Source organism: Telluria sp. B2, from assembly GCF_051789535.1.
In the GTDB taxonomy this organism is placed as follows: Bacteria; Pseudomonadota; Gammaproteobacteria; order Burkholderiales; family Burkholderiaceae_D; genus Telluria.
In genome coordinates this window covers 3,377,490-3,400,420 of sequence record NZ_CP196525.1, presented here as the reverse complement: position 1 = coordinate 3,400,420, position 22,931 = coordinate 3,377,490, and the positions used below count along the sequence as shown (strand labels likewise).

At 66.3% G+C, this 22,931-nt stretch carries 19 protein-coding genes; 13 read left to right on the top strand and 6 right to left on the bottom strand.

The window, feature by feature from the left end:
* Window positions 1-11 precede the first annotated feature (11 nt).
* Both ACSUZJ_RS15110 and ACSUZJ_RS15105 read left to right on the top strand, forming a co-directional pair.
* Window positions 12-1,601, top strand: coding sequence for a methyl-accepting chemotaxis protein (locus ACSUZJ_RS15110; RefSeq protein ID WP_499409467.1), 1,590 nt, complete (start codon window positions 12-14; stop codon window positions 1,599-1,601).
* A gap of 68 nt (window positions 1,602-1,669) precedes the next feature.
* Window positions 1,670-2,806 carry a catalase family protein gene (locus ACSUZJ_RS15105; RefSeq protein WP_499409465.1) on the top strand — a complete coding sequence of 379 codons (1,137 nt, stop codon included), beginning with the start codon at window positions 1,670-1,672 and terminating at the stop codon, window positions 2,804-2,806.
* A gap of 37 nt (window positions 2,807-2,843) precedes the next feature.
* On the opposite strand, the gene ACSUZJ_RS15100 is transcribed toward ACSUZJ_RS15105, so the two are convergent.
* The 4 genes from ACSUZJ_RS15100 to ACSUZJ_RS15085 all read right to left on the bottom strand — a co-directional run bounded on the left by ACSUZJ_RS15100 (window position 2,844) and on the right by ACSUZJ_RS15085 (window position 6,167).
* Window positions 2,844-4,466: a methyl-accepting chemotaxis protein gene (locus tag ACSUZJ_RS15100; protein ID WP_499409463.1), complete on the bottom strand. Its 1,623-nt coding sequence runs from the start codon at window positions 4,464-4,466 to the stop codon at window positions 2,844-2,846.
* Window positions 4,467-4,708: 242 nt separating this feature from the next.
* Window positions 4,709-5,029: a DUF2288 domain-containing protein gene (locus ACSUZJ_RS15095; RefSeq protein WP_499409461.1), complete on the bottom strand. Its 321-nt coding sequence runs from the start codon at window positions 5,027-5,029 to the stop codon at window positions 4,709-4,711.
* On the bottom strand, window positions 5,026-5,727 hold the full coding sequence (locus ACSUZJ_RS15090; protein ID WP_499409459.1) for an RES family NAD+ phosphorylase: 702 nt from the start codon (window positions 5,725-5,727) through the stop codon (window positions 5,026-5,028). The genes ACSUZJ_RS15095 and ACSUZJ_RS15090 overlap by 4 nt, the downstream gene beginning before the upstream one ends.
* A 2-nt stretch (window positions 5,728-5,729) precedes the next feature.
* Window positions 5,730-6,167 carry an antitoxin Xre-like helix-turn-helix domain-containing protein gene (locus ACSUZJ_RS15085; RefSeq protein ID WP_499409457.1) on the bottom strand — a complete coding sequence of 146 codons (438 nt, stop codon included), beginning with the start codon at window positions 6,165-6,167 and terminating at the stop codon, window positions 5,730-5,732.
* Window positions 6,168-6,289: 122 nt separating this feature from the next.
* On the opposite strand from ACSUZJ_RS15085, the gene ACSUZJ_RS15080 reads away from it, so the two are divergent.
* Entirely contained in the window at window positions 6,290-6,745 is a 456-nt protein-coding gene (locus ACSUZJ_RS15080; RefSeq protein ID WP_499409455.1) for a YybH family protein, read from the top strand.
* Between the two features lie 162 nt (window positions 6,746-6,907).
* Here ACSUZJ_RS15080 and recJ read toward each other — a convergent pair whose 3' ends face one another.
* Complete coding sequence (gene recJ, locus ACSUZJ_RS15075; RefSeq protein ID WP_499409453.1) at window positions 6,908-8,605, bottom strand: single-stranded-DNA-specific exonuclease RecJ; 1,698 nt, start codon at window positions 8,603-8,605, stop codon at window positions 6,908-6,910.
* Window positions 8,602-9,636, bottom strand: a complete 1,035-nt coding sequence (locus tag ACSUZJ_RS15070) for a hypothetical protein (RefSeq protein WP_499409451.1) — start codon at window positions 9,634-9,636, stop codon at window positions 8,602-8,604. Before ACSUZJ_RS15070 ends, recJ begins: the two co-directional genes overlap by 4 nt.
* A 160-nt stretch (window positions 9,637-9,796) precedes the next feature.
* Here ACSUZJ_RS15070 and ACSUZJ_RS15065 point away from each other — a divergent pair, with 160 nt between their 5' ends.
* The 10 genes from ACSUZJ_RS15065 to ACSUZJ_RS15020 all read left to right on the top strand — a co-directional run bounded on the left by ACSUZJ_RS15065 (window position 9,797) and on the right by ACSUZJ_RS15020 (window position 22,928).
* Window positions 9,797-11,068 (top strand): lipoprotein-releasing ABC transporter permease subunit, encoded by a 1,272-nt coding sequence (locus ACSUZJ_RS15065; protein ID WP_499409449.1) that lies wholly within the window; start codon window positions 9,797-9,799, stop codon window positions 11,066-11,068.
* 2 nt (window positions 11,069-11,070) lie between these two features.
* Window positions 11,071-12,339, top strand: coding sequence for a lipoprotein-releasing ABC transporter permease subunit (locus ACSUZJ_RS15060; protein WP_499409447.1), 1,269 nt, complete (start codon window positions 11,071-11,073; stop codon window positions 12,337-12,339).
* A gap of 10 nt (window positions 12,340-12,349) precedes the next feature.
* Window positions 12,350-13,042, top strand: a complete 693-nt coding sequence (gene lolD / locus ACSUZJ_RS15055) for a lipoprotein-releasing ABC transporter ATP-binding protein LolD (RefSeq protein WP_499416564.1) — start codon at window positions 12,350-12,352, stop codon at window positions 13,040-13,042.
* A 3-nt stretch (window positions 13,043-13,045) separates the two neighbouring features.
* Window positions 13,046-13,858, top strand: coding sequence for a TatD family hydrolase (locus ACSUZJ_RS15050; protein ID WP_499409445.1), 813 nt, complete (start codon window positions 13,046-13,048; stop codon window positions 13,856-13,858).
* 29 nt (window positions 13,859-13,887) lie between these two features.
* Window positions 13,888-14,868 (top strand): alpha/beta hydrolase family protein, encoded by a 981-nt coding sequence (locus tag ACSUZJ_RS15045; protein ID WP_499409443.1) that lies wholly within the window; start codon window positions 13,888-13,890, stop codon window positions 14,866-14,868.
* A gap of 225 nt (window positions 14,869-15,093) precedes the next feature.
* Window positions 15,094-17,862, top strand: coding sequence for a type VI secretion system Vgr family protein (locus tag ACSUZJ_RS15040; RefSeq protein WP_499409441.1), 2,769 nt, complete (start codon window positions 15,094-15,096; stop codon window positions 17,860-17,862).
* The gene (locus ACSUZJ_RS15035) at window positions 17,859-19,649 is read left to right on the top strand and encodes an esterase/lipase family protein (RefSeq protein WP_499409439.1); all 1,791 of its coding nucleotides are present in this window, start codon (window positions 17,859-17,861) and stop codon (window positions 19,647-19,649) included. The genes ACSUZJ_RS15040 and ACSUZJ_RS15035 overlap by 4 nt, the downstream gene beginning before the upstream one ends.
* A gap of 116 nt (window positions 19,650-19,765) precedes the next feature.
* Window positions 19,766-21,355 (top strand): T6SS immunity protein Tli4 family protein, encoded by a 1,590-nt coding sequence (locus tag ACSUZJ_RS15030; RefSeq protein WP_499409437.1) that lies wholly within the window; start codon window positions 19,766-19,768, stop codon window positions 21,353-21,355.
* Window positions 21,356-21,500: 145 nt separating this feature from the next.
* Window positions 21,501-21,812 (top strand): PAAR domain-containing protein, encoded by a 312-nt coding sequence (locus ACSUZJ_RS15025; protein ID WP_499409435.1) that lies wholly within the window; start codon window positions 21,501-21,503, stop codon window positions 21,810-21,812.
* Between the two features lie 279 nt (window positions 21,813-22,091).
* Window positions 22,092-22,928, top strand: a complete 837-nt coding sequence (locus tag ACSUZJ_RS15020; RefSeq protein WP_499409433.1) for a hypothetical protein — start codon at window positions 22,092-22,094, stop codon at window positions 22,926-22,928.
* The last annotated feature ends 3 nt before the right edge of the window (window positions 22,929-22,931 follow it).

Genomic DNA, 22,931 nt, shown 5'->3' with positions numbered 1-22,931 from the left:
CTGGAGCCGACATGAACTTTTCCCAAGCCCGCCTCACGGTCAGGCTGTACACCGCGTTTGCGCTGGTGCTGCTGGTCACCGTGGTGCTTGCCGTGTTCGCGATCACGCGCGTGAACAGCATCGAGACCGCGCTGGTCGACGTGGAAGCGCGCCACAACGCCCAGCTCGAGCCGCTTTACGCGGCGCGCGAGGCGCTGGGCCAGACCGGCATCGCGGCGCGCAACGCTTTCATCTTCGACGATGCGCAGGCGGCTGGCCGGGAACTCGACATCCTCGACGCCCAGAAGGCGGCCTACCTGGCCGCGCTGCAGCCGCTCGACACCGAGCTGGCCGGCCATCCGCAGTACGCGCGGGTGAAGGAGGGCATGCTGGCGATGGCGCGCGAGCTGGAGCGACCGCGACGCTTCCGTGCCGCGGGCGAGATGCAGGCCTACGGCACTTTCCTGGTGCAGGAATGCAGCCCGCTGCGGCGCCGGATCGTGGCCGACATCGATGTCCTGGTGAAGGACCTGCAGGCGCGCACGAAGGCGGCCGGCGCGGCCGCCATGGCCGAGGCATCGGGCGCGCGCTACTGGATCGGCAGCCTGGCCGTGCTGTGCGCGCTGCTGTGCGCGGTGATCGGCCTGGCGATCTCGCGCAACCTGCTCGGCCAGCTCGGCGGCGAGCCCGCCTATGCGACCGGTGTCGCACGCGCGATCGCCCAGGGAGAATTGCACTGCGAGGTGGACACCCGCCGCGCCCGTCCGGCCAGCCTGCTGGCCGCGATGAGCAGCATGCGCGACAGCCTGAGCGCCATCGTGGCCAAGGTGCGCGGCGGCACCGACGCCATCGCCGCCGCCTCGGGCGAGATCGCCAGCGGCAACCTCGACCTGTCCAGGCGCACCGAAACCCAGGCCGCCGCACTGGCCCGGATCGCGGAGTCGATGAAGCAGCTGATCGGCTCGGTGCGCCAGAACGCCGACTACGCGGCCCAGGCCAGCGTCCTGGCGAACCAGGCGGCGCAGGTGTCGGTGGCAGGCGGGGCGGCGGTCGAGGGCGTGGTCGCGACCATGAACCTGATCGAGGATTCCTCGCGCAGGATCGAGGAAATCATCGGTGTGATCGACTCGATCGCCTTCCAGACCAATATCCTGGCGCTGAACGCGGCGGTGGAAGCGGCGCGCGCCGGCGAGCAGGGCCGCGGCTTCGCGGTCGTGGCCGGCGAAGTGCGCAACCTGGCGCACCGCTCGGCCGCGGCGGCCAGGGAAATCAAGGTGCTGATCGAGGATTCGGTAAGCAAGGTCGGCCAGGGGACCGCGCTGGTCGGCCAGGCCGGCGACACCATGCGCAAGGTGGTGGACGGCGTGCAGCAGGTGAGCGACATCATGGGGCAGATTTCCGGGGCGACGCGCTCGCAGAGCGAGGACATCGAGCAGGTCGACGCCGCCATCGTGCGCCTGGACCAGATGACGCTGCAGAACGCGGCCCTGGTCGAGCAGGCATCGGCGGCCGCCCAGTCGCTGCGCCAGCAGGCCGACGAGCTGGCCGGCGTGGTCAACACCTTCCAGCTGGAGAGCGATGGCCGCGGCGGACTCGGCGCGCCGGCGGTCCTGGCGTACTGAGGACCCGTGGCGGACGCGCCGCTTCGGCGCTTCCAGCTACAGTGGCGGCTCGACCAGGAGGAGCCGGCATGAACACCGAACCGTCACGCACGCCTGAACCGATCCTGTACGCGCCGCAGTTCGAGCACATCGCGCGGGACGAGGCCGAGGCGATCCACGCCTTGCAGAACATCTTCGCGGGCATGGTCAACAGGGCCGCCGAGTCCGAAGGACACGCACGCCGCGCCGTGCACGCCAAGGGCCACGCGCTGCTGCGCGGGACCCTCACGGTGGCCGACCAGCTGCCGGCCTGTCTGGCCCAGGGGCTGTTCGCGGCGCCGGGCGGCTACGAAGCGCTGCTGCGCTGGTCCTCGCCGCCGCCCGAGCAGCTGCCGGATTCGGTGCCCACGCCGCGCGCGGTGGCCATCAAGATCCTCGAGGTGCCGGGCGAACGGCTCGATCCGGCCAGGGAGGGGCGCTCGCAGGATTTCCTGATGGTGAACGCCCCCGCTTTTGCGCTGCCCGGGCCGCAGGGTCTGGTAGCGCCCTCGAAGCTGGCGGCCGCCAGCATTGGCCACATGAAGGGGGCCAAGCAGCTGGTCTCGGCGCTGATGCGCGGCGCCGAGGGCGCCATCGAGGGCCTGGGCGGCGCGAGCGTCAGGCTCAGGGGCGCGGCTGGCGAGCCCCAGCGTCACCCGCTGGGCGAAACCTGCTACACGCAGACGCCTTTCCTGTACGGCCAGTACATGGCCAAGTTCGCGCTGGCGCCGGTCTCGCCCGCGCTGCTGGCCCTGTCCGGCGAGGCGATCGGCAACGGCGACGACGCCCAGCGCGCCGCGATCGGCGCATTCTTCGGCGACACCGGCGCGCCGGCGGCGGAGTGGGAGCTGCGGGTGCAGCTGTGCGTCGACGCCGAGGCGATGCCGGTCGAGGATGCCTCGGTCGCCTGGCCGGAGGAGCTCAGCCCCTATGTGACGGTGGCGCGCCTGTCGGTGCCGCGCCAGCAGGCCTGGGATGACTACGCCTCCCCGCAACTGGAGGACGGGATTGCCTTCGACCCCTGGAACTGCCTGGCGGCGCACCGGCCGCTGGGCGCGGTCAACCGGGCGCGCAGGGAGGTGATGGCGGTGTCGCGCATGCGCCGTTCGGAACTGAACCGCTGTCCGATCCATGAGCCGGCGGCGGGAGACGCGGCCGGCGCAGGCGGCCGGCCGGTGGAAAGGTAGTGGCCGGCGCACGCCGGCCACGAGAGGGCAGGTCCGATCAGGCGTTCGCCGCCAGGGCCAGCGCCTGGCGCGGCGCTTCGCTGCGGGCGTAGCCGCGGGCAGGCAGTTGGGCCGCGCCGTCGGTGTCGAGGCGGAAGGTGCTGACCAGCCGGGCCAGCTCGTCGGCCTGGTTCTGCATCGACTCGGCGGCGGCGGACGCTTCTTCGACCAGGGCGGCGTTCTGCTGGGTGACGCGGTCCATTTCCGTGATCGCCACGTTCACCTGCTCGATGCCGGCGCTCTGCTCCTCGCTGGCCGCGGCGATGTCGGCCATGATGGTGGTCACGTGCTCGATGCTGCGCACGATCTCGGTCATGGTGGCGCCGGCGCGGTCGACCTGGCTGGTGCCGGCTTCGACCTTGCTGACGGAGTCGTCGATCAGCGCCTTGATCTCCTTGGCCGCGGTGGCCGAGCGCTGGGCCAGGTTGCGCACCTCGCCGGCCACGACCGCGAAACCGCGGCCCTGTTCGCCGGCGCGGGCCGCTTCCACGGCCGCGTTCAGCGCCAGGATGTTGGTCTGGAAGGCGATGCCGTCGATGACGCTGATGATGTCGACGATCTTGCGCGAGGAGTCGTTGATCGAGCCCATGGTGTTGACCACCTCGGCCACGACCGCGCCGCCGTCGCCGGCGATCGCCGCCGCATTGCGCGCCAGGCGGTTCGCTTCGCGGGCGTTGTCCGCGTTCTGCTTCACGGTCGAGGTCAGTTCTTCCATCGACGAAGCGGTTTCCTCGAGCGAGCCGGCCTGCTGCTCGGTGCGGCTCGACAGGTCCTGGTTGCCGGCCGCGATCTCGTTCGAGGCGGTGGCGATGGCGCCGGTGCCGCTGCGCACGCGGCCGACGATCTCGGCCAGGGCGGTGGTCATGCCGCCCAGGGCGCGCATCAGCTGCCCGGTTTCGTCGCGGCTCTGGCTGCGCACGTGGCTGCTCAGGTCGCCGGCCGCGACCTTTTCGGCCACTGCCACGGCTTCGCGGATCGGCACCGTGATCGAACGCGTGATCAGGAAGGCGCAGCCGATACCGAGCGCCAGCGCGGCGATGCTCAGGGTGATCAGGATCACGCGGGTGTTCGCATAGGAATCCAGGATGGTGGTGGCGATGGCGTCGGCGGCGGTGACCTGCATGGTCGCGAGCTTGTTCATGGCGTCCAGGAAGGCGGCGCTGCGCGGGACCATCTGCTCGGCATGAATCTTCGTTGCGAGCGCCTCGTCGCCGTCGATCTTGGCCTTGAACAGCGCGGCGCGCGCATCGAGGTAAGCGGCGCGCACTTCCTTGACGACCGCCATCTGCGCCTTCACTCCTTCGTTGCGTACGGCGCTTTCGATTTCCCGCTGCAGTTCGGTCGAACGGGCGGACACGGCTTTCATGCGCTCGGCGATTTCCTTCACCTTGGCCGGGTCGCTGGTGGCGAAGGCGGTCTCGATCATCGCGCTGTTCACCTCGATGTACTTGCTCCATTCGGCGACGTTGCGCTGGTTCTTGATGCTGGTGTGGACGAGGCGGTTCGTCATGTCGCCCGCAGACTGCATGCGGCTAAGGGCGGTGACGGCAAGCGCGGCCAGCAGGGCGAGCACGATCGCAAAGCCGATGCCGAGTCGAGCGCCGATCTTGAGGTTCTTCACGTTGGATTTCCTGATTCAAGCGGTGGATAGGCCGCGCAGGGCGGCGGTGTCGGACTTGCGCAGAACGCGGCGGCGGGAGGCGCCGCGCCGCAGGCGGGGCTGCGCCGCCGGGGCGAGTATAACAGCCGAATCAGGGAAAATGATGCTGTGCGGCAAAACTGCAACATGAGGTGTTGACGATGTCGCAATTGCCTGAAATGGGAAGCCGGGCGCCCGCGCGTCGGCCCCGGCGGGACGGCCTGTCAGTGCAGTTGCTTCTTCTCCGGCTGCACCAGGATAAAGGGGTGCACGACGGTGCCCCAGAGCAGGACTTCGCCGGCCGACCAGCTTTCGGCCTGCACGTCCGAGACCTTGGCGATCTTTCCTTCAGCCATCCAACGCGCGATATTGTCCTTGTCGTCGTGCGAGATGCGCATGGCGACGTCGATCAGGTCGAGCGCCTCGCTGACATAGATCACGTTGCCCTGCGCGAAATGGCGTTCGAGCTCATCCCATTTCACGCGGGCGGTTTCGCGGTTGATCTTGTCGTGCAGCTCGGTGTCGTTTTCCGGTTTGGTCTTCATAAAATAGTGCGATGGTCCTGGATGATCTCGATCCGCGGCTGCGGCGAGCCCTCCCATGTTAACCGATAGGCCACGCCCTTGCGCACATTGCCCACCAGGGCCGGACGGAAGCAGGCCAGGTTGGTGCCTTCCGGGCGGCGCACGCTCGGGTAGATGATGCCCATCGAGCCCTGTTCCAGCAGTTCGGCGGCCAGGGCCTGGGAGGCAACGTAGCTTTGCGGGTCGAGGCAATCCCTGAAATTGATGCCGCGGATGTCGTGGAAGGTGCCGGTGAAGTCGGCCAGCATCGACTGGTAGGTGGCGCTGTCGTCGAAGCGCTGGATCTCGGCGTACTCGACCGCCTTGTGGAAGCTGACCTCGGCGAGCGCGGTCTCGGCCTCGAAGGCGCAGTACCAGGCGCCGCGTTCGCCGTCGTTGAAGCGGCTGCCTTCCGGACGCGCATAGGTATAGGCCGCGTTGATGATGCGGAAGTTCGGCACGCCGAAGACCAGTTCGTCGACGCCGATGCCGGGCAGCAGGCCGGCCTCGCCGCGCAGGCGCTCGTTGGTGGCGTTGTCGAGGTCGAACAGGTCGCGCAGGACATCGGTACTGTCGGCCAGCGGCGCCAGCACCGAATCCTCGACATCGGCGAAGCGCGAGGGGATCAGGCGGCAGGTGTCGAACTGGCGCAGGGCGGTAAGTTTCGGTACGACCGGCAAGATCAGAGACCTCCGCGGCGCGCGTCGAGCAGCTTGCGTACCGTTTGCATGGCCAGCAGGCCGCCACCCAGCATATAGGCGAGCGGCGTGCGGCCGCCGAAGATGACGTTGGTGTTGGGCAGGGCTATCCATTCGTCGGCGAGCTTGTCGCCGTACAGGATGTGCAAGGCCTTGTAGATGCCGAGCAGGTAGGAAATGCGGGTGATGCGGTCGACCTCGAGCACCCGGTCGGGATTCTTCTTCCAGTCGTAGAAGCTGGACGCGGACAGGCCGCCGAGCAGCTCGCGCGCGTCCTCGTCGCGCAGGCCCCAGGCGGCGGCCAGCTTGAAGAAGCCCTTCAGCGCGGACTGCGACAGGCGCTCGCGCTCGGCGCGTGAATTCAGGTCGACCAGCACCGCCGGCTCGAAGCGGCTCGTGGGGTAAGCATAGGCCAGACTCATAGATTCCTCCGTTTCTGGAGTATTTATACTCCATTTTCGGAGAGTGTGCAACTACCGGTTGTCAAGGGTCTTGCGCCATGACAGAATTGGCGCCGACTTGTCAAAAGGAAAAGGATATTTCCATGAGTTGGCGATCGGCAGGCATCATCCTGGGAGCGCTGGTGGCGGTGGTCGTTGCGGCCTGCATGGCGCGCGGCTCGCGTGGCACGCAGGAAGAACTCAGGCAACAGGTAATAGAGACGGAGCGCGCTTTCGCGGCAACCATGCGGGCCCGCGATTTCGAGGCATTCGCCGGCTTCCTGTCGAAGGAAGCCGTGTTCATGGTGCCGGGCGGCGCCCAGCGCGGCAGGGACGCGGTGGCCGAGGCCTGGCGCCCCTATTTCGACGGGGCCGCCGCGCCCTTCGCCTGGGCGCCGGACCAGGTCGAGGTGCTGGCTTCGGGCACGCTGGCCTACAGCAGCGGGCCGGTGACCGACCCGAGCGGCCGCCAGGTCGGGCGCTTCAATTCGGTCTGGCGGCTGGAAGGGCCGGGGACGTGGAAGATCGTGTTCGACCGCGGGTGCGATTGCGGGCGGTAGGGTTTCGTAGGGTGGACACCTGTGTCCACGCTGTCCTACCGATGCGTTCTCGTCAATCACCGTAGGTCGCTACGTATGCGCACTGGCTTTCGGAGGTGCAGCGGATCCGCAAACGCTCTACCGCGTGGACACAGGTGTCCACCCTACGAGAACGCGATGGTGTCAGATTGCCTCGGCGTGCTCGACCAGCAGCTGCACCTTGGTCACGCCGTTGTACTCGTTCGCATCGAGCCTGAAGGCCACGCGGGCGCGTTCGCCCAGGGCGTCGGTGTGGCCGAACCAGATCGCGTCGTAGCGGCGGCCGTTGCGCTCCAACAGGAGCTTGAGGTGCTTCTCCTTCAGGATGCGCTGGCTCAGCACGCGGAATTCGTCGCAGAAGACGGGCGGGGCAAAGCCCTGGCCCCAGACCTGGCCGTCGCACAGCTCGATGAAGCTGGTGCTGTAGAACTCGTCTTCCAGCGGGCCGTCGGTCTCGATCACGCGCTCCAGTTGCGCCTCGGTCAGCCAGGCGCGCCCGACCGCTTCAAAAGCCTCACAGAAGCTGTCGAAATGCTCGGCGCGGATGGTCAATCCGGCCGCCATCGCGTGGCCGCCGAACTTGTCGATCAGCCCGGGCACGCGCTTGGATACCAGGTCCAGCGCATCGCGCAGATGGAAGCCGGGAATCGAGCGCCCCGAGCCCTTGATCAGCCCCAGTCCGGCAGGCGCGAAGGTGATCGTCGGCCGATAGAATTTTTCCTTCAGGCGCGAGGCGACGATGCCGATCACGCCCTGGTGCCAGCCTTCGTCGAAGACCGCGATGGTGCTGCTGTCCGCAGGCTGGAAGTCGTCCAGGTGCAGCAGCGCCGTGTCCTGCATCTCGGCCTCGATCTCGCGGCGCTTCAGGTTGATCTCGTTGAGCTGCTGGGCGATGGCCCAGGCGCGGCCCTCGTCGTCGGTGACCAGGCATTCGATCCCGAGCGACATGTCCTCCAGCCGGCCGGCGGCGTTCAGGCGCGGACCGACGGCAAAGCCGAGGTCGAAGGGCGAGGCGCAGCGTGCTTCGCGTCCGGCCACGCGGAACAGCGCCGCCACGCCCGGATGCATGCGGCCGGCGCGCATGCGCTTGATGCCCTGCGCGACCAGGATGCGGTTGTTGGCGTCGAGTTTCACCACGTCGGCCACGGTGCCCAGCGCGACCAGGTCGAGCAAATTGTCCAACTTTGGCTGGCTCTGCGCGTCGAACACGCCGCGCCGGCGCAGCTCGGCGCGCAGGGCCAGCAGCACATAGAAGACCACGCCCACGCCGGCCAGGTGCTTGCTCGGGAAGCCGCATTCGGGCTGGTTCGGGTTGACGATCACGCGCGCCGGCGGCAGGGCGTCGCCCGGCAGGTGGTGGTCGGTGACGACGACTTCGATGCCGCGCCGGTTCGCTTCGAGCACGCCGTCGATGCTGGCGATGCCGTTGTCGACGGTGATGATGACGTCCGGCGCCTTTTCGCGCACGGCCAGCTCGACGATCTCGGGCGTGAGCCCGTAGCCGTACTCGAAACGGTTCGGCACGATGTAGTCGACCCGGGCGCCCATCGCGCGCAGGCCGCGCAGGGCCACCGCGCAGGCCGTCGCCCCGTCGCAATCGTAGTCGGCGACGATGGTCATGTTCTTTTGCGCGGCGATCGCGTCGGCCAGGAAGACGGCCGCGGCGTCGATGTGCTTCAGTCCCGCCGGCGGCGCCAGCGCGGCCAGTTCGCTGGCCAGTTCGCGCGGGTCGAGCAGGCCGCGCGCCGCGTAGATGCGCGCCAGCACGGGATGCACGCCTCCCTGGCGCAGCAGTTCGGAGGTGCGGAACGGGCAGGGACGGGTGGTGATGCGGGTCTTCAAATCAAGGCTTCCAGGGTGGGACGGCGCCAGAACTTGCGTTGCGCCATGGCGTTGGTGGTGAATTCGGCAAGCGCGTCGCGGTGGCTCAGGACCAGCCTGAGCTGGCGTACGCGGCCCGTCTTCAGGCTTTCCAAGATGGGTGCGAACAGCACAGCTTCAAGCTGGCCCATCGCGGCGACCCAGCCGCCCCAGTCGGCGGCCAGCGCATAGGGCGCCACGCTGCCGCAGACCAGGATGGCGTCGCCATCGACCCTGGCGGCGAACTGCGCCAGGTCGCCTGGGCTGTCGCCGGCCAGCCGGGCCAGCCAGGCGGCGGTATCGAAAGCGGCCAGGCGCGGCAGCGGCGCCGACGCGCCATCGGCCGCGCTTCTTGCCACGCTTGCGCCCCAGGGCCAGAAGGCGTTGACGGCCGCTTGGCGTCGCGCCTCGCGCGCGGCGTTCACCGGATGCGTATGCCACAGGATCTGGATCTCGTTCTGCAGGCGGCGGAAGGCCGCCGCGCGCGCGCCGCTGGGCATCCAGTCGGTCAGGTCCATGCCCAGCGCCGCCTCGGGCGTGGCCGTGTCCAGCTCCGCCCAGTCGTCAGCGCGCAGGAACCAGGTCTGGGCGTCGCCGTAGAGCAGAGCGTGGCCGGCTTCCTCCACATACGGCCGGGCCGCGTCGAACAGCGCGCGGCTGTCGGCATCAGCCAGGCCCAGCCCCTGCGGGTCGCCCATCATCAGGTGGGTGCGCGCGATCTCGATGTGCACCGGGTTGACGATAAACCATGTGCCGCCAGCAGGATCGAGCCCGTAGGCGCGCATCGCGGCGCCGGCAAAGGCCGGCCGTCCGCCGGCGTCCAGGTCCAGGGCGCGCGCCAGCCATTGCTCGTGCGGCAGGGCGCGTACCGCGTCGTCGGGCGGCAGCGTGCGTCGGGCAGAAGTGCGCGACAGCAGGGCGGCCAGGCTCGGCGCCTGCAGCGCGCGCACCAGGTCGGGCGCGAATTCGGGGACGGGAAGGGCGAAGGGGAGGACAAGCGTAATCTGGGACATGCCGTGATTGTAGGCCAAATGGCCGGGTCGGGCGTAGTCAAGCACCGGGCCGTGACCGGACCGCCACAGCCTGAAAGCATACTTAAGGTGCTCGTGCGCCCTGTCATGGATGAGCTTTGTGTGGCAAACTGCGGGGTCAGTTGTCAAACACTACAAATTCATGAGTTTCATTCACACACTGCCGTATGAATGGCTGGTCGGGCTGCGCTATACGCGCGCCGGCAAGCGCAGCGGCCGTAACCGTTTCATATCCTTCATCTCGCTGATCTCGGTGGCCGGCATCGCGCTCGGCGTCGCCGCCCTGATCGTGGTGCTGTCGGTGATGAACGGCTTCCAGAAGGAAGTGACCGACCGCATGCTGTCGGTGCTGGCCCACATCGAGGTCTTCGATATCCGCGGCGCCATGCCGAACTGGCGCGAGGTCGGCATGGAAGCCGCGCGTAACCCCGCCGTGGCCGATTCCGCGCCTTTCGTCGAGGTCCAGGGCATGCTGCTGCGCGACGGCGTGATGAAGCCGGTGCTGGTGCGCGGCGTACTCCCGGCCGAGGAAGCCAGGGTGTCGGAAGTCGCGCGCCAGATGAAGGAGGGCAGCTTCGATTCCCTGCGGCCGGGCACCATGAACATCGTGCTGGGCCGGGCCCTGGCCGACGCCCTGCACGTGGGCGTGGGCGAGCGCGTGACCATGCTGCTCGGCGTTGCCGGCGCCACCGCCAGCGGCGCCCCGGCCGCGCCGCGCACCCAGGCCTTCGTCGTCTCGGGCATTTTTGAAGCCGGCCACTACGAATTCGATTCCATGCTCGGCTTCGTCCAGCTCGACGACGTGGTCCAGGCGGCCCAGCTCACCGGCCCCATCGGCCTGCGCCTGCGCCTGCACGACCTGCACCAGGCCCCGCGCGTGGCGGCCGAGCTGCGCCGCAGCCTGCATGGCGACTACATGGTGCGCGACTGGTCGCAGGTGAACGCGATCTGGTTCGCCGCCGTGCAGTCGCAAAAACGCATGATGTTCATCATCCTGACCCTGATCATCGCGGTGGCCGCCTTCAACCTGGTGTCGACCCTGGTCATGACGGTCAAGGACAAGCAGGCCGACATCGCCATCCTGCGCACCCTGGGCGCTTCGCCGCGCTCGGTCATGAAGATCTTCATCGTCCAGGGCACCCTGGTCGGGGTGCTGGGCAGCCTGCTCGGCGTCGTGCTCGGCGTGCTGGTGGCGCTCAACGTCGACGTCATCGTGCCGGCCATCGAGCACGCCTTCGGGGTACAGTTCCTGTCGAAGGAAATCTACCTGATCAGCGAGATCCCGTCCGACCTGCGCTGGTTCGATGTCGGCGCGATCGGCGGCGTGGCCGTGCTGCTGGCCTTCCTGTCCACCCTCTACCCGAGCTGGGCGGCGGCGCGCGTGAAGCCGGCCGAAGCCCTGCGCTACGAATGAACATGAGCTTCAATCACAAACTGCCGTTCGAATGGCTGGTCGGCCTGCGCTACACGCGCGCGGGCAAGGGAAGCGGCCAGAGCGGCTTCCTGTCCTTTATCTCGCTGATCTCGGTCGCGGGCATCGCGCTGGGCGTGGCGGCCCTGATCATCGTGCTGTCGGTGATGAACGGCTTCCAGAAGCAGGTGACCGACCGCATGCTGTCGGTGCTGGCCCATATCGAGGTGTTCGACACGCGCGGCGACATGCCGCAGTGGCGCGAGGCCGCCCAGCAGGCCCTGAAGAACCCGGCGGTGAAGGCGGCCGCGCCCTTCGTCGAGTCGCAGGGCCTGCTGCAGCAGCGCGACGGCGCGATGCGTCCGGCCACCATCCGCGGCGTGCTGCCCGAGGCCGAGCGCAACATCTCGGAAGTGGCCAGCACCATGCGCCAGGGCAGCTTCGATTCGCTCACGCCGGGCAGCTTCAACATCGTCCTCGGCAATGTGCTGGCCGCGTCGCTGAACCTGCAGGTGGGCGACAAGGTGACCATGCTGCTGGCCCAGGCCCAGACCACGCCGGCCGGCATGCTGCCGCGCATGCGCAGCTTCACGGTCTCGGGCATCTTCGAATCCGGCCACGCCGAGTTCGACGCCGGCATGGCCTTCGTCAGCCTGCAGGACGCCGAGAAGATGGAGCGCCTGTCGGCGCCGGCCGGCCTGCGCCTGCGCATCGCCGACATGCACCAGGCGCCCCAGGTGGCGGCCGAACTCGAAAAATCGATGCCGGGCGAACTCGAGATGCGCGACTGGTCGAAGCTCAACGCAGTGTGGTTCGGCGCCGTACAGACCGAGAAGAAGATGATGTTCATCATCCTGACCCTGATCATCACGGTGGCCGCCTTCAACCTGGTCTCGACCCTGGTGATGACGGTGACCGACAAGCAGGCCGACATCGCCATCCTGCGCACGCTTGGGGCGTCGCCCGCCTCGATCCAGAAGATCTTCATGATCCAGGGCGCGATGGTCGGCGTGCTCGGCGCCGTCGCCGGGGTGGTCGGCGGCGTGCTGGTCGCCCTGAACATCGATGTCATCGTTCCATTCATTGAACATTTGTTGGGAGTGCAGTTCTTGTCGAAGGATATCTACCAAAACAGCACCGTGCCGTCGGACCTGCGCTGGCCGGACGTTTTCAGGATCGGCGGCATCGCCGTGCTGCTGGCCTTCGTGGCCACGATCTACCCGAGCCGCTCGGCCGCGCGCGTGAAACCGGCGGAGGCGCTGCGCTATGAGTAACATGACCGATATGGACAACGCGACGCCGGTGCTGGCCTGCCGTGCCCTGGGCAAGACCTTCAAGCAGGGCGAGTACCAGGTGCGGGTGCTCGACAACATCGATTTCGCGATCCGCCGCGGCGAGCGCGTGGCCATCGTCGGCGCCTCGGGCTCGGGCAAGTCGACCCTGCTGCACCTGCTGGGCGGGCTGGACACGCCGACCGCCGGCTCGGTCACCCTGCTGGGCGAGGACTTCGCAACGCTCTCCGAAACCCGGCGCGGCGAACTGCGCAACTCCTCCCTCGGATTCGTCTACCAGTTCCACCACCTGCTGCCCGAGTTCTCGGCCCTGGACAACGTCGCCATGCCGCTCCTGATCCGGCGCGAGAAGCGCGCGGCCGCGCTCGAGAAGGCCCAGGCCATCCTCGAGCGCGTGGGCCTGGGCAAGCGCGCCACCCACCGTCCCGGCGAACTGTCCGGCGGCGAGCGCCAGCGCGTGGCGCTGGCCCGCGCCCTCGTCACCCAGCCGGCCTGCGTGCTGGCCGACGAGCCGACCGGTAACCTGGACCACACCACGGCGATGGCGATTTTCGACCTGATGCTGGAACTGTCGCGCACCCTCGGCACCTCGTTCGTCATCGTCACCCACGACATGGAACTGGCGCGCCGCTGCGACCGCGCGCTGCGCATGACCGAGCACGGCCTGCAGCCGCTGGAGACGTAAGCCATGTGGATCGACACCCACTGCCACCTCGACGCCCACGAATTCGGCGCGCAGTCGCTCGACGTCGCGCAGCGCGCCGGGCAGCAGGGGGTGTCGATGATCGTGATCCCGGCCGTGGCGCGCGCCAACTTCGACGAGGTGGCGGCCCTGGCCGCGCAGGCCCACGCACAGTCGAACAACGCCAGCTATGCGCTCGGCATCCACCCGATCTACGTGCCGCAGGCCGAGGACGAGGACCTGGAGGTCCTGCGCGCGGCGGTGGCGAAGGCGATGGGCGATCCTCTTTTTGTGGCCATCGGCGAGATCGGCCTGGACTTCTTCCTTCCCATGCTGTGCGAGCCGGCGATGCGCGAGAAGCAGGAACGCTTCTTTCGCGCCCAGCTGCGCATCGCGCGCGACTTCGACCTGCCGGTGCTGACCCACGTGCGCCGCTCGCAGGACCAGGTCCTGAAGCACCTGCGCCAGGTCACGCCGCCGGGCGGTATCGCGCACGCCTTCAACGGCTCCTTCCAGCAGGCCGAGACCTTCATCAGGCTCGGCATGCACCTGGGCTTCGGCGGTGCCATGACCTTCACCCGCGCGCTGCAGATCCGGCGCCTGGCAAGCGAGCTGCCGCTGGATTCGCTGGTGCTCGAGACCGATGCGCCGGATATCTCGCCGAGCTGGATCCACCCGGCGCGCAACAGCCCCGAGCAGTTGCCGGCGATCGGCGCGGCCCTGGCCGGCCTGCGCGGGATGGAAGAAACCGCACTGCGCCAGGCCGCCTGGCGCAATTCGCTGGCGGCGATTCCGCGCCTGGCAACGCTGCTGTCGTAGGACCCGTTTTTCTACAACCGGAGGCAAGGATGATCGGACGGCTGCTGTCTTTCCTGGTGTGCGTGCTCATGCCCGCGCTTGTGCCCGCACCTGCGTTGGCGCAGTCTGCGCAGGCCATCAGCGAGGCCGGGATCGCGCTCGACACCCCCACAGGCAAGATCGCCGGCAGCCTGGTGCTGCCCGCCGCGGCAGGCCCCGTGCCGGTGGCCCTGATCATCGCCGGCTCCGGCCCCACCGACCGCGACGGCAATTCCAGCATGATCCCCGGCCGCAACGACAGCCTGCGCATGCTGGCGCAGGCGCTGGCGCGGGCCGGGATTGCCTCGGTCCGCTACGACAAGCGCGGCATCGGCGCCAGCGCCCAGGCCATGCAGAGCGAGTCGGCGCTGCGCTTCGAGACCTACATCGACGATGCCGCCGCCTGGGCCGCGCGCCTGCGCAAGGACCCGCGTTTCTCGAAAGTGGCGGTGATCGGACACAGCGAAGGATCGCTGATCGGGATGGTGGCGGCCAGGCAGGCCGGCGCCGATGCCTTCGTCTCGTTCGCCGGCGTCGGCACGCCGTTGCCGGCCGTGCTGCGGCGCCAGCTGGCGGACAAGCTGCCGCCCGATCTGCTCAAGGAGAACGAACGCATCCTGGGCGCGCTCGAGCGGGGCCAGACGGTGGACGGCGTACCGCCGCTGCTCGCCGCGCTCTATCGTCCGAGCGTGCAGCCCTACCTGATCTCGCAGTTCCGCTACGTGCCGGCCAAGCGCATCGCCGCCCTGTCGATACCGGTGCTGATCGTGCAGGGGACGACCGATATCCAGGTCGGCGTGGAGGATGCGCAGGCGCTGAAGAGGGCGAATCCGGGCGCGCGCCTGGAGATCGTCGAGGGCATGAACCATGTGCTCAAGATGGTGCCGGCAGATGGCGCCCAACTGGCGTCCTACGGCGACCCGGCGCTGCCGCTTGCGCCGCGGCTGGTCGACGCCGTCACATCCTTCCTGCATACGGCCCTGGAGCCTTAGCTGCCGGCTTGCCGCGGATAGGCGGCGCGGCCCGGGTGTGAATATTCACGCGGCGGGCGCGGGCACGGGACCGAATTCTCACGCTCGGGTGCTGCGACAACGCGACGTTTGAACAGTTCAGCCGGATCCTCGTGAGCACGCGCAAGCGCGAATTGTCGTGTTCGTGGGACCATACCGTTTTCAACCAGGGAGCCGGAATTGGACAGCGCGAGCGAGTTTCTCCGCGTGCTAGAGCACGAGAAGTCACTGAGCACCGCGCACCGGGCCCTGCGCCTGCGATTGGCCCATGCCGAGGGGCTGTCCGATGACATCCTGCTGCCGCAGCGGATCACCGGCGCCGAATCGATCTGCGGCGGCATCGACTACCGCGTCTCCTGCGTCGCCAGCGATCCGGCGCTGCCGCTCAAGGAACTGATCGCGCTGCCGGCCGAGATCCAGGTCGTCACCGACCGCGGCCAGCTGCGCAGCATCTGCGGCATCGTCACCGAGGCGCGCTCGGGCGACTCCGACGGCGCCCTGGCCACCTACCAGCTGGTGCTGCGCGACGCGCTGGCGGTGATGGGAAAGCGCGTCAACAGCCGCATCTTCCGCTACCAGAACGAGCTCGAGATCGTCCAGGTCCTGTTCGACGAATGGCGCCATGCGAACGCCGTGCTGGCCGGCGCCTTCGAATACGAACTCGACCCGCTGCTCGACATGCGCCTGTATCCGCCGCGCGAGCAGACCATGCAATACAACGAATCGGACGCCGCCTTTGTCCGGCGCCTGCTGCGCCGGCGCGGGATCTCGTGGACGGTGCGCCCGGGCCGCAGCCGCGCCACCGCGGTGGACCCACTGCACGACCGCACCCCCGCCCACACGCTGGTGCTGTTCGCCGACGCCAACGGCCTGCCCGAGAACGCGGCCGGCACGGTGCGCTACCACCGCGACGACCCAACCGACGAGCGCGACACCATCACCTCCTGGGGCGCCGTCCGCAGCCTGCAGCCGGGCAGCGCCACCCGCCACAGCTGGGACTACAAGAACCCGGGCGGCCTGCAGTTCATGTCGACCACGGCGCGCGCCAGCCTGGACCAGGGCGGACACGGCAACGGCCTGGCGGCCAGCCTCGACGATTACCTGATCGAGACTCCGCATTCCGGCAATGACGTCGAGGACCACTGGCGCCTCGGCCAGTTGCGCATGCAGCGCCACGAGCTCGAGGCCAAGTGCTTCCATGGCGAGGGCAGCGTGCGCGACTTCTGCGCCGGACAGTATTTCACGCTTGCGGATCATCCGGAGATCGACACCCATCCGGCAGCCGAACGCCAGTTCGTCATCACCGAGCTCCAGGTCAGCGCGCGCAACAACCTGCCGGGGGATTTGTCGGCGCGGGTGGAGAAGCTGCTGGCGCAGAACGGGTGGGATGCGCCGGGCGGCGGGGCCAGCGAGCCGCCCGTGCGCGTACGCTTCACGGCCGTGCGGCGCGGCGTACCGATCGTGCCCGCCTACGACCCGCGTGCCGACCTGCCGCATCCGCAGCTGCAGAGCGCGATCGTGGTCGGGCCGGACAACGAGGAGGTGCACTGCGACCAGCTCGGCCGGGTGAAGATCCGCTTCCCCGGCATGCGTCCGGCAGACCACGAGCACGCGCATGGCGCCGGCGCCTCGGGTAACGCTGTCGATTCCGCGTGGGTGCGCGTGGCCTCGAACTGGGCCGGGAACGGTCCCGGCAGCCAGCAGCAGTGCGGCGCCCTCGGTCTTCCGCGGGTCGGTTCGGAAGTCCTGGTGGCCTTCCTCGGGGGCGACCCTGACAAGCCGATCATCCTCTCGCAGCTGTTCAACGGCCGCGCCAACCCGCCGGCATTGAGCCGCGCCGGCGAGCTCCCCGGTAACCGCTACCTGTCGGGGCTGCGCAGCCGCGAGATCGGCGGCCAGCGCGGCAGCCAGCTCCGCTTCGACGATACGCGCGGCGAAATCAGCGCCCAGGTCGCAAGTGACCACGCCCGGTCGGAGCTGAACCTTGGCTGGCTGACCCGCGCCCGCACGGGCGGGCAGGGCGAAGCGCGCGGCGAAGGCGCCGAACTGCGCAGCGACAAGGCCGTTGCCGTGCGCGGCGGCCAGGGCGTCCTGATCAGCGCGGAGGGCGGTGAGGGTGAGCAGCTCGAACGCGGCGGTCTCGTCGGATTGGCCGAAGTGATGCAGGGCGTCCTCGAGGAGCTGGAGCGCCAGGCCATCAGCCACAACGAAGACGAGGAAGCCAGGCCGCGCCTGGCCGAGCTGGTGGACAAGCTCAAGCGCTGGCACGAGGGTTCCAACGTCGCCGAAGGAGCAGGCGGTGCGCCCCTCCTGGCGGCGTCCGGACCGGCCGGGGTGCTGGTGGCGAGCGAGGATAACGTCGCCATCGGCGCGCAGAGCAAGATCGACCTGGTGTCGGCATCCGACACCGAACTCTCGGCCGGCCGCAACCTGTTCGTGCGCGCCGCGCGCAGCCTGAGCATGTTCGCCTACTCGCTCGGGATGAAGCTGGTTGCGGGGCGCGGCAACATCATGCTCCAGACTCACCAGGGCCACATCGAGATCAAGTCGTCGGGCCGCATCAGCCTGATCGCGACCGAGGGCATCGACTTGCAGGCGCCGGAGGTGAAAGTCGTGGCGCAGGGGGCGCAGACGGTGTGGGGCGCTAATGCAATCACACAGCAATGCACGGCAGGGCATGTAGTTCGCGCTGCGAGTTTTCAGAATCTTGATGGGGCTGGGGCGAGTCCGGCAGCACTTGACCTGGCACATAGTGGACTGGAGACCGACGAGCGCGTGGTTGTCATCGACCGTCAGACCGGCCTGCCTGCGAAGGGGCGCCGCTACATCGCGCGCCACGAGGACGGCACCACCATCGAGGGGGTCACCGACGACGAGGGACGTACCGACATCCTGCACGCGTATTCGCTCGGCGACATCGAGTTCCGGCTCTTTCCCGAGGAAGACGACAAGGCAACCGGCGCGAGCATCGCATGAGCGAGCCGACTCGTCCGATTCGCCAGCCGACGGTCGATACCGATGGCAGTCTGTTAGCACATACAGTCGCTACACCAAAGTCGTTCAAGGTCCGGGCCAAGGTCACTGTCGGCTCGCGCAAGGTCATTCCGGTTATTTTCGTACCGGGGATTATGGGAACGAATTTGCGCGCACGTTCTGCAAAATCGGAAGAGCAGGGCGCGCCATCGCGAGGTTCGCAACGCAGAGGAGAAGGTCAGGCGCCAGGCGAGCCGGAATTGGCGAAACCTGAACGGAACCTCGACGCCGACGTCGACGCTGACGATCCCGCCTGGCGTGCTCCGAACGGCGTATTCGAAGGTCTCAGGGAGGCGAGGAAATGGAAGCGGCGCACGCCCGCTACGCGTCAACGCATCCTGAATCCTGCCGCGCTCGAAGTGGACGGGTCAGGCGAGCTCGGCGAGATTGCCGGATTAAGTCAAGCTGAATTGCGCGCGCGCGGATGGGGAGAAATTCACAAGGATTCCTATTGGGACGTGCTCGAGAAACTTCAGACATACTTGGATACGACCTTTCGAATCGACAAACGTGGGGAAAGGGAAATTCGTGTTCACTGGAAGCGGGTGATGCAATGTAGCCCAACGAGCTGGGGTGTACGTAGCATTGCCCGGGTGACCGAGGCCGAATTAGAAAAATTCTCTGGTTTCCAATATCCGGTCTATGCGGTTGGATATAACTGGTTGGAGTCTTGTGCAGTGTCCGCCCAACGGTTGAGCCGTCGTATCGACGAAATCAAGGCATTTTGGCGGTCGCGTAAGCACGAATGTGAACGCGTCATTCTAATAACGCACTCAATGGGAGGACTGGTGGCACGGGCTTGCGCCCGTCTTCGGGCAAATAGTCCGACCGACTCGGCCGATATCGCCGGCATAATCCACGGAGTAATGCCTGCCCTGGGTGCGCCAGTCGCATACCGGCGTATCGCATGTGGTACCGAAAGCGAGCGCTATACGAACGACTTCGTGAACAACGTTAAAGCGAATCGCTTTGCCGAGATTGCTGGAATGACCGCGTCGGAGACAACCGCTGTCATGGCGACGGCTCCGGGTGCATTGGAGCTGTTGCCAAATCATCTGTATCCGAAGCCGTGGTTACTGGTAAAAACGCTCAGTCGGGTCGATGGCGCTGACAAGGAGCAGCAGGTCCTGGCGCTTCCCGCCGGGAACCCGTACGACCTGTACCGTGATATGGAGTCGTGGTATCGATTGATTGACCCAGGTCTTGCCGATCCTGCCGGTCTTTTTAAGGGAAAGCCTGGTGCGATTCGGGAGGCGGTTCGGAAAGCCATCGATACCGCTGAACATTTCCACCGAACGATCATCGGCACGGGCGTAAAGTCTGACGGCGCCGAGAGCAAGCCGTACTATCACCCGAATACCTTTGCATTCTATGGAGTTGACGAGGAGCGGCGTACATACGGAACTGTGCGTTGGGCGACCCGGGTCACGGCAGGCCAGGGCATCGTGCTCACGCCGGCAAATACCCGTAACGCACGGCTGGTGGCGCAAGCCCCTGACGGGGCTAGAGAGGTCGTCATTGAGGGCCGTGTGAAATTGCGATTTAGCGTCTGGGGTCAGGACGCGCATGGTGACGATACAGTGCCAGGCCAGTCGAGTGCCGGCGTAGCCGCGCATGTACGTGAAGTGTATGCCTCACGCGGATTTGGACACCAGGATAGCTTCTCAAACGACGCGATGCTTCTGCTGACGCGTCATCTGATAGTCAAGATTGTTCAAGGCATTAAATGATGCCCGCCGTCCGCAGGTGCGTAAAGTGGCTGCTAGCGCTCGCCATCATCGGCGCTGTCGGTATTACATGCGTACGAGCCGTGCAGCGCAGTGATGACACGAGGAAGGCACCCAAGATGAGCAACAAGATGAAAACCGTATGTGTGGGCCGGTTGCTCATTGATGTGCCTGCGGACGCGCGTGTAAGCATGAAGATGGCCAGCCTCGACGGCTTTGATATTACCCGTCATGAGGAAACAGCCGACCAATTCGCTCAATGGATTTCTGAGCGGGAAGCCAGGCTTGCGGCTGCACCGAATATGCTCGGACGGAAAAATATCGAAATGAGCAAGGAAGTACGTGCTCCTGGGGTTTCAGGAAAACTCCTTGTCCACAGTCGTTATCGCAGCTATGACATCAGGAACCAACAGCGTGTTTATCACGAAACTGTGACGATCGAAGGGCATATCAACAAGAATGGCGCCACCTTTAGTTTCAACAGTGAAGGCGATGCGCCGGAACGCGTTGGCGTTGTTACCTCACTGATGACTCAACTTGTGAGCATCAACCAGGACAATACTCCCAATGTTCCAGGGTTCTGTGTGGACAGAGCGATCATCACGGACCCATCTCCTAAAGAACGCCATGAGAGCGTGACTATGTTCGCGTCCTTTCCAGGACATCCCGATATCACATTGGCGTTCTGGACGAATACGGGACTTCATCGGGGCCTGGGATTGGTAGAGCGTGATGCTGCGGCCACCGATGCCCTTACGCGTGCGCGTTCACGAATGTTACGGGCAGGAGAGCGTAGAATCAGTGGGTTCGCTGGAGAAGAAATCGGAATAAAAACCACCGAGCTGAACTTCACTACCAATTTCAGCTTTGCGTGGGAAACGAATGGCAGCGAGGAGAATGTACTTGAGCCCAGGTTGCTTCTTGAACTTGATACAGGCGTCAATCCGCGCGCGGGCGGTAAGCCAGTCCAATCGAGCCTGACCGAGCAAACGGCTGTGCAGTTATGGGAAAAGATTTCTTCGAGTGTTCGTTTAAGACCGACCAGCCCTATCGAGGTCGCTCAGGCAGGCCCACCAGTGCCACCGCTTGGAACGTGTGCCGAAGCAGGTGAGCGCTGCCCGCAAAGTGGCTGGTGGCTGTGCGGCGAGGGGGGCGATGGTGTCGCCGTACTTGGTGGGCAACGCCAATACTTCAACAAGGGCCAGAAACTGCCACAGGCATTGCTGTTGCCCCCGCAATCCTTATGGCAGAAGATACGCGGACTGCAGCCCAGCTACGAAGCACCTACGCGTAGCGCCTGGAAGTTGGTGGACAAGCGTGAGCGCGACCGAACTCCCCCACCAGTGCCATTGGCACAGGCGACATTCGCGGCAAAGGCCGACAGCAGTAGTGCGATCGAGACTGCGTTATCGTGCGCCGAGCCAGGTGTTTCGATTGGCTGCATCGCCAAGACCGGGATGCAATGCCCGGCCAGTGGTTGGTGGCGCTGCGAGGAGTCGCACGCTCTCGACGGCACGCGCTGGTTCGCTGCGGGCAGTCTGCTGCCGGCGGCAACGTTCGAAGTCCCGCCGGCAGCTTTCGGTCGAGCGTTCGTGAAGTCGCAGGCAATTCAGCGTCGCAGTGTATGGCAACTGGTTCGACACTCCGCCGCGCCAAGCGAGGAAACCACCCCGCCTCAAGCCGAGGGCGACCCTCCCGCGATCGCTTGAGGTTCCGATCACAGTATTACCCCACGCTGCGATCGACATTCCCGTGGGCGTCGACGGCCAACTGCCTGGTTGAGCTGGCTTGTCGCAATGTCGGGGGCGCCGATTCGGCTACATTGCAGTTTTCCTTTTCTGGTGCGGAGTGGTAATGACTTACAGGCGTTATCACATCAGGGGCGGGGCGACGACGACTGCAGGCGGCACGGTCAGCGCATCCAGCCAATCCTGTATCGTCGACGGGAAACCGTTGGCACGTGAGGGTGATCCGGTTGCCTGTCCTGCATGTAATACGCAGGGACACATCGAGTGCGTGATGCCGCGGATCTCCGACACTTTCGCAGGCAAGGAATACGCCCTGAGCGACGATCTGTGTATCTGCGAGTGCAGCCCGCCTCCAAGACTCGTCGCAGACCAGGACATCAAATTCCAGGCGCTAGACGCGTCTGGCAAAGCAGTTTAAGCGCTACAGACATCATATGACGACGTTCTGTGAATGCTGCTGTTCTCGCCATCCGCTTGTTGCGCGTGACACGCGGAGAAACAGCGATCATGAATACTTCGGGAGGTGCTTGTCGGTCTCGGCGACCCGACGGGTAGAAGCAGCGAGCCCGGGCCCCGGATGATGGCTGTCGTCCGCAAGTACGCAAAATGGCTGTTCGCGCCTACTATTCCTTGTGCCGTTGGCGCCGGATATGTCCTGGCCAACCATGGAGAACAGGACCGGAAGACGGTAGCGGGGATGACTGCGAAGATGAAGACCTTATGTGTCGGCAGGTTTCTGATCAACCTGCCGGAGGAGGCGCAGGTCGAGCTGAGCGAGGCGCGCATCGATGGCTTCAGGATCTCGGCTTTCGACGAAACGCCGGAGGAATTCCAGAAGCGTGTTGCCGGCCGTGAGGCACAGATCCGGGCCACGCCGGACCGGTTTGGCGACAACAAGAACCTGGAGTCGGCAAGGGACGTGAAGACCGACAGTGGCCTCGTCGGGAAGATCTTCAGGCACAGCCGAACAGTCAACGAGGGGACCCAGGGCGACGGCATGGGCGGCGTGGAGCGTTATCGCGACGCAGGCATCACGACGGAAGCCCTGGTGCATGGTCATGGCATCAGCATCGATTTGTTTTTTGCAAACCGCGGTCTCGAGTGGATCGAGGACCTTCCCAGGCCGGTCAAGCAGCTCGTGACGAACCCCGATAACGGCATCCCTGCCGAACCGGGATTCTGCATGGACCGGGCCTATGTCCGTGACCCGCTCACTGCCGATCAGCGCGAGCAGATCACGATGTTCTCCCGGTTGCCGAGCCATCCGGATGAATGGGGCCGAAGACAACGTCCTCGTTCCACATGTCGTATTCAAAATGACGACCGGAAACGGGAATCGTCAGCCCGTCTCACCCTCGCTGTCGGATGGCGCCGCAATCGGTTTGTGGAACAAGATCTTGTCCAGTATTCGCCTTCGCCCGGCGATGTCGCCAGCGGCCAGCGCCACGCAACACGCCTTTCGTTCGCAGGCTTCGAATGCCATCAGGTCGACCTCGGGGACGGTGCGGAAATGACGATCCTGAAGCTGGCGTAACAC

Coding starts and splice junctions, on each gene's coding strand:
- ACSUZJ_RS15070 (WP_499409451.1), bottom strand. CDS start 9,636: ATGTCCCAGATTACGCTTGTCCTCCCCTTCGCCCTTCCCGTCCCCGAA.
- ACSUZJ_RS15020 (WP_499409433.1), top strand. CDS start 22,092: ATGACTGCGAAGATGAAGACCTTATGTGTCGGCAGGTTTCTGATCAAC.
- ACSUZJ_RS15030 (WP_499409437.1), top strand. CDS start 19,766: ATGAGCAACAAGATGAAAACCGTATGTGTGGGCCGGTTGCTCATTGAT.
- ACSUZJ_RS15035 (WP_499409439.1), top strand. CDS start 17,859: ATGAGCGAGCCGACTCGTCCGATTCGCCAGCCGACGGTCGATACCGAT.
- ACSUZJ_RS15095 (WP_499409461.1), bottom strand. CDS start 5,029: ATGAAGACCAAACCGGAAAACGACACCGAGCTGCACGACAAGATCAAC.
- ACSUZJ_RS15085 (WP_499409457.1), bottom strand. CDS start 6,167: ATGAGTCTGGCCTATGCTTACCCCACGAGCCGCTTCGAGCCGGCGGTG.
- ACSUZJ_RS15050 (WP_499409445.1), top strand. CDS start 13,046: ATGTGGATCGACACCCACTGCCACCTCGACGCCCACGAATTCGGCGCG.
- lolD (WP_499416564.1), top strand. CDS start 12,350: ATGGACAACGCGACGCCGGTGCTGGCCTGCCGTGCCCTGGGCAAGACC.
- ACSUZJ_RS15025 (WP_499409435.1), top strand. CDS start 21,501: ATGACTTACAGGCGTTATCACATCAGGGGCGGGGCGACGACGACTGCA.
- ACSUZJ_RS15105 (WP_499409465.1), top strand. CDS start 1,670: ATGAACACCGAACCGTCACGCACGCCTGAACCGATCCTGTACGCGCCG.
- ACSUZJ_RS15065 (WP_499409449.1), top strand. CDS start 9,797: ATGAGTTTCATTCACACACTGCCGTATGAATGGCTGGTCGGGCTGCGC.
- ACSUZJ_RS15045 (WP_499409443.1), top strand. CDS start 13,888: ATGATCGGACGGCTGCTGTCTTTCCTGGTGTGCGTGCTCATGCCCGCG.
- ACSUZJ_RS15060 (WP_499409447.1), top strand. CDS start 11,071: ATGAGCTTCAATCACAAACTGCCGTTCGAATGGCTGGTCGGCCTGCGC.
- ACSUZJ_RS15110 (WP_499409467.1), top strand. CDS start 12: ATGAACTTTTCCCAAGCCCGCCTCACGGTCAGGCTGTACACCGCGTTT.
- ACSUZJ_RS15080 (WP_499409455.1), top strand. CDS start 6,290: ATGAGTTGGCGATCGGCAGGCATCATCCTGGGAGCGCTGGTGGCGGTG.